At 56.1% G+C, this 9,110-nt stretch carries 7 protein-coding genes, 1 pseudogene and 1 riboswitch; of the genes and pseudogenes, 6 read left to right on the forward strand and 2 right to left on the reverse strand.

The features are described from left to right. Nucleotides 1-21 precede the first annotated feature (21 nt). Nucleotides 22-819: an archaetidylserine decarboxylase gene (gene asd, locus PCH05_RS20490; RefSeq protein ID WP_127605331.1), complete on the reverse strand. Its 798-nt coding sequence runs from the start codon at nucleotides 817-819 to the stop codon at nucleotides 22-24. A 314-nt stretch (nucleotides 820-1,133) separates the two neighbouring features. Next, nucleotides 1,134-1,246, forward strand: a riboswitch (TPP riboswitch). 82 nt (nucleotides 1,247-1,328) lie between these two features. On the opposite strand from asd, the gene PCH05_RS20495 reads away from it, so the two are divergent. Genes PCH05_RS20495 through PCH05_RS20505 form a run of 3 tightly spaced genes read left to right on the forward strand, consistent with a single transcriptional unit; the run spans nucleotide 1,329 to nucleotide 4,283 of the window. Further along, entirely contained in the window at nucleotides 1,329-1,937 is a 609-nt protein-coding gene (locus PCH05_RS20495) for an ECF transporter S component (RefSeq protein WP_127605333.1), read from the forward strand. Further along, nucleotides 1,930-3,477 carry an ABC transporter ATP-binding protein gene (locus PCH05_RS20500; RefSeq protein ID WP_127605335.1) on the forward strand — a complete coding sequence of 516 codons (1,548 nt, stop codon included), beginning with the start codon at nucleotides 1,930-1,932 and terminating at the stop codon, nucleotides 3,475-3,477. The genes PCH05_RS20495 and PCH05_RS20500 overlap by 8 nt, the downstream gene beginning before the upstream one ends. Further along, the gene (locus tag PCH05_RS20505; protein WP_127605337.1) at nucleotides 3,474-4,283 is read left to right on the forward strand and encodes an energy-coupling factor transporter transmembrane component T family protein; all 810 of its coding nucleotides are present in this window, start codon (nucleotides 3,474-3,476) and stop codon (nucleotides 4,281-4,283) included. Before PCH05_RS20500 ends, PCH05_RS20505 begins: the two co-directional genes overlap by 4 nt. Nucleotides 4,284-4,307: 24 nt before the next feature. Here PCH05_RS20505 and PCH05_RS20510 read toward each other — a convergent pair whose 3' ends face one another. Further along, on the reverse strand, nucleotides 4,308-5,390 hold the full coding sequence (locus PCH05_RS20510) for a YheC/YheD family endospore coat-associated protein (RefSeq protein ID WP_127605339.1): 1,083 nt from the start codon (nucleotides 5,388-5,390) through the stop codon (nucleotides 4,308-4,310). Nucleotides 5,391-5,640: 250 nt separating this feature from the next. On the opposite strand from PCH05_RS20510, the gene PCH05_RS20515 reads away from it, so the two are divergent. From PCH05_RS20515 to PCH05_RS20525, 3 genes and pseudogenes are all read left to right on the forward strand, one after another. Then, nucleotides 5,641-6,798: a glycosyltransferase family 4 protein gene (locus PCH05_RS20515; protein ID WP_127605341.1), complete on the forward strand. Its 1,158-nt coding sequence runs from the start codon at nucleotides 5,641-5,643 to the stop codon at nucleotides 6,796-6,798. A 65-nt stretch (nucleotides 6,799-6,863) separates the two neighbouring features. Further along, a complete protein-coding gene (locus PCH05_RS20520) occupies nucleotides 6,864-8,300 on the forward strand; it encodes a hypothetical protein (RefSeq protein WP_127605343.1) in 1,437 nt (478 codons plus the stop codon). 154 nt (nucleotides 8,301-8,454) lie between these two features. Beyond that, nucleotides 8,455-9,110 (forward strand): annotated as a pseudogene (locus PCH05_RS20525) (WIAG-tail domain); the annotation flags it as partial.

The following is a 9,110-nucleotide window of genomic DNA, read 5'->3' on the forward strand; positions in this document are numbered from 1 at the left end:
GTTCAAGCACGCAGCTGCCGGTCAGCGGGATTGCTTTGCATGAAGCGTGCCGAGCAGCTGTCCCATGCGTACCTGGTCGCCCGTTTTCAGGCCCGGGCACGGCGTGAACGTTCCGTCCTGAGTCAGCAGCACAACGGTCGAGCCGAATTCGAAATAGGCCAGATCATCGCCGTTGACGAAACGCGCGACGGATTCGTCATTATAGCGGATGCTGCTCACGTTCATGGCGCCGACTTTGACCACGGCAACTTCGCCGTATTCTCCGGCGATGTAGGTGATCAGCCGCTCATTGCGGCATAACACGGACTTCATCTGGGTCATTCCGAAATCATTCACCGGGTAGGCCCGTCCTTTGATATGCTCACTCTCCGTACGCACGCCCGTAATCGGGGCATGGATGCGGTGATAATCGGTCGGGCTCAGATACAGCACGAAGACATACCCGTGCTTGTACAGCTCCAGATGCGGAGAGAAGTTCAGCAGCTCCGCGACCGAATAGTCTTGTCCTTTTACGTTCAGGATGGTCCCCGCGTTAATCTCGCCCATGGCGGTAATTTGGGCATCCACCGGGCTTGTCAGCACATCCCGGCCTTCTTCGACTGGACGCATGCCCGGCTTTAGCCGGCGCGAGAAAAACTCGTTTAAGGTCCGATATTCATGTATCTCTTTTTCCGCTTCGTGAGCGGGGATTTGATAGCTTTTAATAAAAACAGGAATGATACCCCTGCTGAGTCGGCTGTGAGAAAAGCGCCCCATCAATGCGGAAAGCCACTTTCTGGAGGAGAGCTCTGTCATCAGCCTCAACAATTCCTTCGCCATGCTTTATCTCCCTTCGGATGCTGCTACCGGCAAAACATATATCAAGTAAACGTTCACGGTCGCCCGTGTTAGTTGCGAAAAAAAGAAGCGGCCGGATCGATTTTTGCAAATAACTGTTTTTAAACACTCGGAAATATCATTACATAGAATACCGTTTTAAGCAATATCGTACAGGTAACGATTCCTTTACTTTTACATGACATGCGCTGGCACTAAAATATTTTTCTATTGCCAACGAATGGGAGATTGGTGTATTTTGGAACCAGGATACGGATGCCTTCGCTTCCCATGTTGTTCGTGGAGGTTCATCTGTTACATAAGAATACGGGAGCTTGAGTGAATCAGGCTGAGAGTGCAGCTAACATCCGCTGCTGACCGGGTATCTGAACTGGATAATGCCAGCGTAGAGAATTCGTATAGTCCCCTCCGGGGCTTATTTGACCGTCTCTCTTTGCATATCCAGGCGGTTTTTTTAATGCCTATTTTTAAAAAAGAGAGGGAGATTCAGGATGAACGACGTATCGAGCATGGAAAAAAGAAAGGGGCTCCGGCTAAGCGACCTGCTGGTAACTATTTTGTTGTCGCTGGTGATCGGTGTGGTGTATCACTTTTGGGGCTCGGTGTATGATCTGTTTAAACCGCTGTTTTTCCAGGCGGATGAGCTCGTGTACGGGGTCTGGTTCCTGGCTCCGACGCTCGCCATGCTGCTGATTCGCAAACCCGGAGTCGCTCTATTGGCCGAGGTTGCGGCCGCTCATGTGGAGATTCTGTTCGGCAGCGAATGGGGGATCCAGCTGGCGCTGTACGGCATCGTACAGGGGCTTGCCGCGGAGCTGGTGTTTGCGCTGCTGCGCTACCGCAGCTTTAAGGTGGGAACGGCGGCTTTCGCCGGAGCGGCTGCGGCGCTCGGTTCGCTGCTGGTGGATATGTATTACGGCTATGTCGCCGATTACACGCTCTGGATGATGCTTTTCAAATATGCGCTGCGGATCGTCAGCTCCGCAATTCTCGCAGGCTATCTGGCCTTTGCCCTCGCCAAGGCGCTGGAGGCTACGGGCGTCACGCAGCTGCTGCGTCCGGTCACGAAACGGGATTACGAAGCGCTGGATCATGATTGAGCAGCGATTGGACGTGGACGTTCAAGACACCCGGGAAATCGCAGCTTCGGTCCAAGCGCTTCGGCTTAAATTCCCCGGCGAACCCGGCTTTGTCTTCAAGGATTTGTCGCTGACGGTCCGCCGCGGGGAAAAGGTGCTGCTGCTCGGGCCGAGCGGCTGCGGGAAATCGACGCTGCTGCAGGTGCTGGGAGGTTTGATTCCACATGTCATGGAGGTGCCGATGAAGGCGGAGAACATAGTCATTCCGCTATCCAGAGGTTATGTGTTCCAGGACCCGGATACCCAGTTCTGCATGCCGTTTGTGGATGAAGAGCTAGCCTTCGTGCTGGAGAACCGGGGCATAGACCGCATACATATGGAGTCTCGGATGCGAAAGGCGCTTCAAGCGGTTGGCTTGATGCTGAATGACCTGCATGTACCGGTGGACAGCCTGTCCCAAGGCATGAAACAGCGTCTTGCGCTAGCCTCGGTGCTGCTGCTTGCACCGGAGGCGATTTTTCTGGATGAGCCGTCAGCCCTGCTCGATCCGGAGGGGCGCACGCAAATGTGGGAGTCCGTCTGGAGCGTGGCAGAAGGACGGACCCTCGTCATTGTGGAGCATCGTATCGAAGAGATCGCGGACCGCGTGGACCGGATCATTCTGTTTGCTCCGGATGGAAGCATCGTTGGGGATGGTCGTCCGGAATGGATCTTCCGCAAGTTCCATCGGGAGCTGCAGCAGTTCGGAATCTGGCACCCGGGCGTTTGGGAGGAATTCGGCCGAAAGCTGGAGAGCGGGCAGGAGAAAAACGGGAACTCTGAAACGGAGGATCGGCCGGATCCGCTACTGAGCTTGAACCGGTTTACCGGCTTCCGTGCCGGAAGGCCGGTGATCCAGGTGGACGCCGCCTCGATTTATCCAGGCGATTTTATCGCTGTGACCGGTCCCAACGGGGCCGGGAAAAGCTCCTTGCTGCTTAGCTTGATGTGTCTGCTCCGTTTCAAAGGGCAGTACTTGCTGCGCGGCGCTATAATGGCGGAAACGGCCGGGGCGAGTTGGAGGCAGCGGAAAAGGGCCCGTCCACCCTCTGATCAAATCGGTTACGTCTTCCAAAATCCTGAGTTTCAGTTTGTGGCTGAAAGCGTCAAGGAGGAGATCGGTTTTTCTTTGAAGATCGGAGAAGGCGGAAATGTGCCGGAGCTGGAGGGGAAAGTGCAGAGCTTTCTGCGCTCCTTCCATTTGGAAGGTTTGGAACAGCGCCATCCTTATCAACTGTCAACCGGTCAAAAGCGCAGACTAAGCATCGCCTCGGCCGTGGTGCGCGGGCAGCCGATCCTTCTGCTGGATGAGCCTACCTTCGGGCAGGATGCCAGTAATACGTTTGCGATTCTGGACTACTGCATGGCCATGCGGGCTGAAGGTGCCGCGATCGTCATGGTTACGCATGAGGAGGAAATCGCCAAGCGAATCGCCACGCGGATCTGGGAGGTGGCTGAGGGGCAGCTGTCAGAAAGACCGACAGGCAGCTGTGCTGACGCGAAAGCGAGGATGATTCCATGATCGAATTTCTCACGCCCAATCGTTCCACGATGCTGCAGCGCGTCAATCCCGCCGTCAAGCTTGTCTTGTTCATTGCGCTGCTGCTGGTCACGGTGCAGACGCGCCGCATTGATTTTGCGGTCAATCAGGCGGCGGCGTATACGTTGGCGCTGTTTGTCCTTGGCGGCTTTACGTTCAGAAAAACGCTGCTGCTTGTCCTTCCATTCGGGCTGTTGTTTGCGTCTTCGTCCGTCACCATGATCTTCTTCGGCAAGGGAGATACGCTGTGGTGGCATTGGGGCTTGCTGCGCATAACCGAGGAGAGCTTTTACAGAGGGCTTCATTTGGGGTTTAGATCCATCGCATTTGCTGCCGAAGGACTATTGTTTGTCAGCACGACGCCTTCGGTGAGGCTGTTCTATGCGTTAATGCAAAGCTTCAAGCTACCCCCGCGGTTCGCATACAGCTTTATGGCTTCGATCCGCTTGCTTCCCATGGTATGGGAGGAATTTCTGATCCGCCGGCAGGCACTTCAGGTGCGCGGTGCGCAGGTGAAGGGAAAGGGACTGAAGGGATTGATGGAGCATATCCGGATGTATGCCGTGCCGCTCCTGTCCCAAAGCATCCGGCGCGCCCACCGGGTTGCCATCGCTATGGAGGCCAAACAGTTTAACGGGAAAGGGCGGCGTACCTACTACTACCCGTCCAGGGTATCCTGGTCGGATGGCATCGCTGCGCTGCTGCTGATTCTTGTCCCTATCGCCGCGTATGCTGCCGCCATAGCCTTTCCGTGGATTGGCATTGCCGATGTCCGCTATCACGCCTGATGCCTGTATTGGGAGATGCCGACCTTAACCGCCGAGCAAGTGGCGGGCATAGGCCATCGGCTGCCGATACGTTTCCTTCCATATTCCATCAAGCCCGGCTTTGCGAAAGCCATAGCGCTGGTCGCGCCCATTGCATTCGATAAAATACGGCGTTCCTTCTGCCGACAGACCGATATCCAGCCCGAAATCGGCGGCATAGGGAAGATGCCGCTCCAATCTTTTGGCAACGCCAAGGGCAAGCTCCCGTACCTTCGTCGTAACCGTTGCGGGATCCAGATGTGGAAGGCTTTCGCCGATAACCATTTCGGCGGGGAAGGCTTTACCTCCCTGGGCTACGTTCGAGACAAAGGTTCTTGAGGAGGCAGCTTTGGCGTACATGCCCGTCACCTTCCATTGACCGCTGAGTCCACGCTGTACAGAGACGCGAAGATCATAAGGCCGCCCCTTGAATTCTGCCAGGGCAATGCGCTCCTGAACGAGATGGGGAATACGGCGAAGACGGCTGCATAGAACGGGGGGAAGCTTTTTGCGACGCAGGGCAACGGTCTTCCAGTCATTGGATTTACCGCTTGAGGAGTAAGTAAGCATCCACGACGAGCCCGCATGCTGCAAACGCAGTATGCCACGGCCGATGCTGCCGGCACAAGGCTTGATGACAAGATCATTATAATGCTGCATCATTTCCGTAATGGAAAGGGATGTGGCATTTTTCGTTTCGGGCAGATGCGCGGAGAGGTTGGGATCTTGACGAAGCAGCTGATGGATCTCATCCTTTCCGTATCGGTTGAATCCGTTGAAAACCATGTATCCCTGACCGAGCAGGGAGTTTATTTTGGCCTGCGAGGCTGCATCCAGATAGATAGCCCGGTTATGAATGACTTGGGGAATGGGCATCCGGACGAGCGTATAGGCGTTATTCCGGAGCAAATAGGCGGTGCACTCGCCGCGACTCGCATCGATATCCTGAAGCCGGATGTAGCATGGAATCAGCCCGTACACGCGGGCGGCCTCCTCGTAATTGGCTAAGGACTCTTGCCCGGTTCTTCCTCTCGGAATTCCCCGGTGCATTTCTGCATTCAGCAGAATCCCGACATAAGAAAACCACACGTGTCATCCCTCCTCCGTTCCATTGATCATCGTGATCTGCGGATACTTCGTACGATCCAAAAAGCGCCTGTCGGCATGAGCTTGGTTGTATAGTCTATGCCATGTCGGCTTGGACAGTAAGGGACGTTTGTCTGCGGGTACATGGCCTATTTTTCCTGACCGACGGCCTGATTTGTCACCACCTTGATCCTGGTTTGTATAGGCTATAGAAGTGAAATCTTCATTATTAGACGAGAATGGAGGAGAAGCTGTGCAGAAGCCGAAGGCAGCGGTCGTTACGCCAGGTTCGTTTTTTATTCCTTCTGGCCGGAGCAGCTCGGTAGAGCGGGTGGTGGAGCAGATGATACCGCTGGTACCCGAAGGGTTCGACATCCGGATTTACGGGGTACAGGAGCCGGACCACCCATCGATCGGAGCCCTTGAGGGCGGAATCCCTGTACACCGCTTGCCGCGGGGTAGCGGCTATGCTTCCGGAGTGATCCGTTCTCTGCAGGCATGGAAGCCCCATGTGATCGATGTTCAGAATCGGCCCGGGCTGGCCTGGCGAATCAAACGGGCTCTGCCTGAAGCCAAGGTCGTATCCTCCGTTCATTCCCTCACCTACGTATCTCCTCCCCATGTCAGCCGCAAGGAGGCTGAACGACTATTGCAGTCTGTAGATCGAATTGTCGTGAACAGTTCTTTTTTGGAAAAGGAGCTCCGGAATCGTTATCCATTGCTGAAGACTCCGATCAACGTCAATCCGCTGGGCGTTTGCCTGCAGGACTTTATGCCGAGATGGACGCCCCGGTCCGAAGCTCTGCGGGAGGCCAAGCTGAAGGACAGGGGATGGCAGGGCAGGCGCATCGTCATGTATGTCGGCAGGCTGCTCCCGTTGAAGGGGGTACACCATGTGCTCGAAGCCCTGCCGGAGCTGATCCGGGCGGTGCCCGATGTGATGGTGCTCATTGTTGGCAGCCCCTTTTACGGCTCGAGCCGCAGGACAGCCTATGAAATCCGTCTGCATGAGTTGGCTGCGCTTTATCCGGATCATGTGAATTTTGTTCCGTTCGTACCATACCCGGCGATCTCCTATTGGTATCATCTGGCTGACGTCGTTCTGGTTCCATCAGCGGAAGGGGAAGCCTTCGGACTGGTGAATGTAGAGGCGATGGCCACGGGCGTGCCGGTCATTGCTTCGGATGCAGGCGGCATTCCGGAAATCGTTGAGGACGGGGTTACCGGATATGTGCTTCAGCAGAATTCGCTTGAAACCGAACTGGCGCCTGCACTTATTCGACTGCTCCGGGATGAGCAGATCCGCTGCTCTTTCGGTCATGCCGGTCATCAGCGGGCGGCACAATGGTTCCAATGGAATCATACCGCGGTACGCTGGCATGAAATGATGCGAAAGCTCTTAGTTCAGTGACAAATGCCTAGTGCCACGCATAGGATGCATGAGGGACGATATGTGCAGGAAGGGAGCGAGAACGCTTGAAAAAGAAGGGGAACAAACCGTCCGATAGAGCCGGCCGACGCCGTTATTTTGTGGATAATCCCAACATACACGAGATTCAAACGATTGGAAGGCCAAGCGTGGAGCATGCGCAGACCTATGAAGAGGCAGCCAAGGACGAAACGGAAAACGACGAAACGAATGCCCTTATCAGTTCGGTTACCGTCGAACCTGCCCAGGAGTTGGCCGTTGCCGACTCGCAGGCGGAAGAAGAGGTCCAGGAGGAACGAGGCGACGATAGCAGCAGCGACACAGAAGCTGTAGTACAGCAGGAGGTTACGATTCAGGAGATCCGGTCCGTTGAGGAGAGGATTACGGAGAAGCGGCTTCCCGATTCGCCAAAGCCTTTCATTTACACGGAGGATCTGGCGGACGGATCGGTCATAACCTCCAAAATTGCCCTAGGGGCCGTGGATTCTTCCCGTATTAAGCCCGGATCGGTTAACAGCGACGCGATCGCCGATTACGCGGTATCCCATATTCACCTGGCAGACGGGGCGGTCACTTCCTTGAAGCTGGCGCCTTTATCGGTCATGGAAGAGCATGTGGCGGACGCCGCATTCAGCGGGAGCAAATTCCGCGATCAGTCGATCGGCGGCGAAAAGATCCGCGAAGGAAGCATCTCTTCCGATAAACTGCAGGATCAGGCGATCGCATCGGATAAAATCGCGGACGGCTCCATCCGGTCGCGGCATCTTGCCGAGCTTGTCGTTACCAGTGAGTTGATTCAGGAAGCGGCCGTCACGGAGAGCAAAATCGCCGGATCCAGCATCCGCCCCCATCATCTGGTGAATGAGGTGGTCGACACTTCCAAGTTGGCGGATGGAGCCGTGACGGCATCGAAGATCCGCAGCGGTGCCATTGACGGCGATAAAATTCGCCCGGGTGCCATCCATGGTGCGCATCTTCAGCCTCATTCGTTAGTCGGGGAGAATCTGGCTGACGGAACGATCGGAAGCAGGCAGCTGGCTGATCGCAGCGTCGGCTCCGGGCAGATTGCCGGCGGTGCCGTAACGACGGGCCACCTGCAGGAGGGTGCCGTGTCATCGGAGATCATTGCCGGCTCGGCGGTGCGGAGCGATCATCTTGCCGATGGTGCTGTGACGGGCAAACATATCGGCGCAGGAGAGATCAGCGCGGTTCATATTGCGGACCGCAGCATCGGACCTGACAAACTGAAGGAGCAGTCCATCGGAACGGTCCATATTGTGGAGCAAACCGTGACTTCCTCCAAAATCGCCGACCAGAGCATTCTACCCGTCAAAATCGCGGACGAAGCCGTTCAATCGCGCCACCTTGCGCCAGGCTCCGTCGGGAAAGAACAGCTGGCGCCGAATTCCGTGAATTCAGAGCACATCCGGGCATCTGCGGGAGGGGTCGGTTCAAGGCGGGCATATTGCCAAACACGCCGTTGAAACGAAACATATCGCGTCGGGCGCCGTAGGATCGGAGCAACTGCAGGCATCCTCCGTCACGGCGGCGAAGCTGGCGGAAGCGAGCGTAACCGCCGAGAAGCTGGCCCCTTCCGCCGTTGGAGGAGAGACGATTGCCAAGGACGGCATTCACGGCTTGCATATCCGGTCGGGTGCCATCGGGAACCGTCAGCTTGCGGAGCGGAGCGTGGGGTCAAACGAAATTATCGACGATGCGGTCGAATCCCGGCACATTCAAGACGGGGCCATCGGGGTTGAGCATTTGCAGCGGGGAATCGTCGGAACGGACATTCTAGGGAAGAAATCCGTCAAGTCGGAACAGCTCGCCGCGGGAAGTGTTCTTGCCGAGCATCTGACTTCGTCGATCATATCCCCGGTCCACCTGACCGATCATGCCGTGACTTCTCCAAAGCTATCTCCGGAAAGCGTAGCGACGGATAAAATAAGGGATCTGGCCGTAACGGCGGATAAGCTGGCCGACAAAAGCGTAACTTCATCCAAATTAGCCAAGAATTCGGTCACCAATGAGCATGTCGCGGAGGACGCGGTCGATTCCAAAGCCATCCAAACGGGCGCAGTTGTTTTTGGACACTTAGCCGCGGACTCGGTAGGCACGCAGCAGCTCCAATCGGGCAGCGTGCAGGAAGAGCATCTGGCCCCCGATTCGGTAAACTCGAAAGCTCTGCAGGACGGCGCGGTGACGGCGCTTCATCTGGCCGCGGACTCGGTAGGTACGCAGCAGCTTCAGTCGGGCAGCGTACAGTCAGTCCATCTAGCGCCGGATTCAGTAAA

Source organism: Paenibacillus chibensis (genome assembly GCF_004001045.1).
Taxonomy (GTDB): Bacteria; Bacillota; Bacilli; order Paenibacillales; family Paenibacillaceae; genus Paenibacillus_AQ; species Paenibacillus_AQ chibensis.

Bases quoted from the DNA above. Each gene is read 5' to 3' on its own strand.
- asd (WP_127605331.1), bottom strand. From the start codon at position 819: ATGGCGAAGGAATTGTTGAGGCTGATGACAGAGCTCTCCTCCAGAAAG.
- PCH05_RS20495 (WP_127605333.1), top strand. From the start codon at position 1,329: ATGAACGACGTATCGAGCATGGAAAAAAGAAAGGGGCTCCGGCTAAGC.
- PCH05_RS20505 (WP_127605337.1), top strand. From the start codon at position 3,474: ATGATCGAATTTCTCACGCCCAATCGTTCCACGATGCTGCAGCGCGTC.
- PCH05_RS20500 (WP_127605335.1), top strand. From the start codon at position 1,930: ATGATTGAGCAGCGATTGGACGTGGACGTTCAAGACACCCGGGAAATC.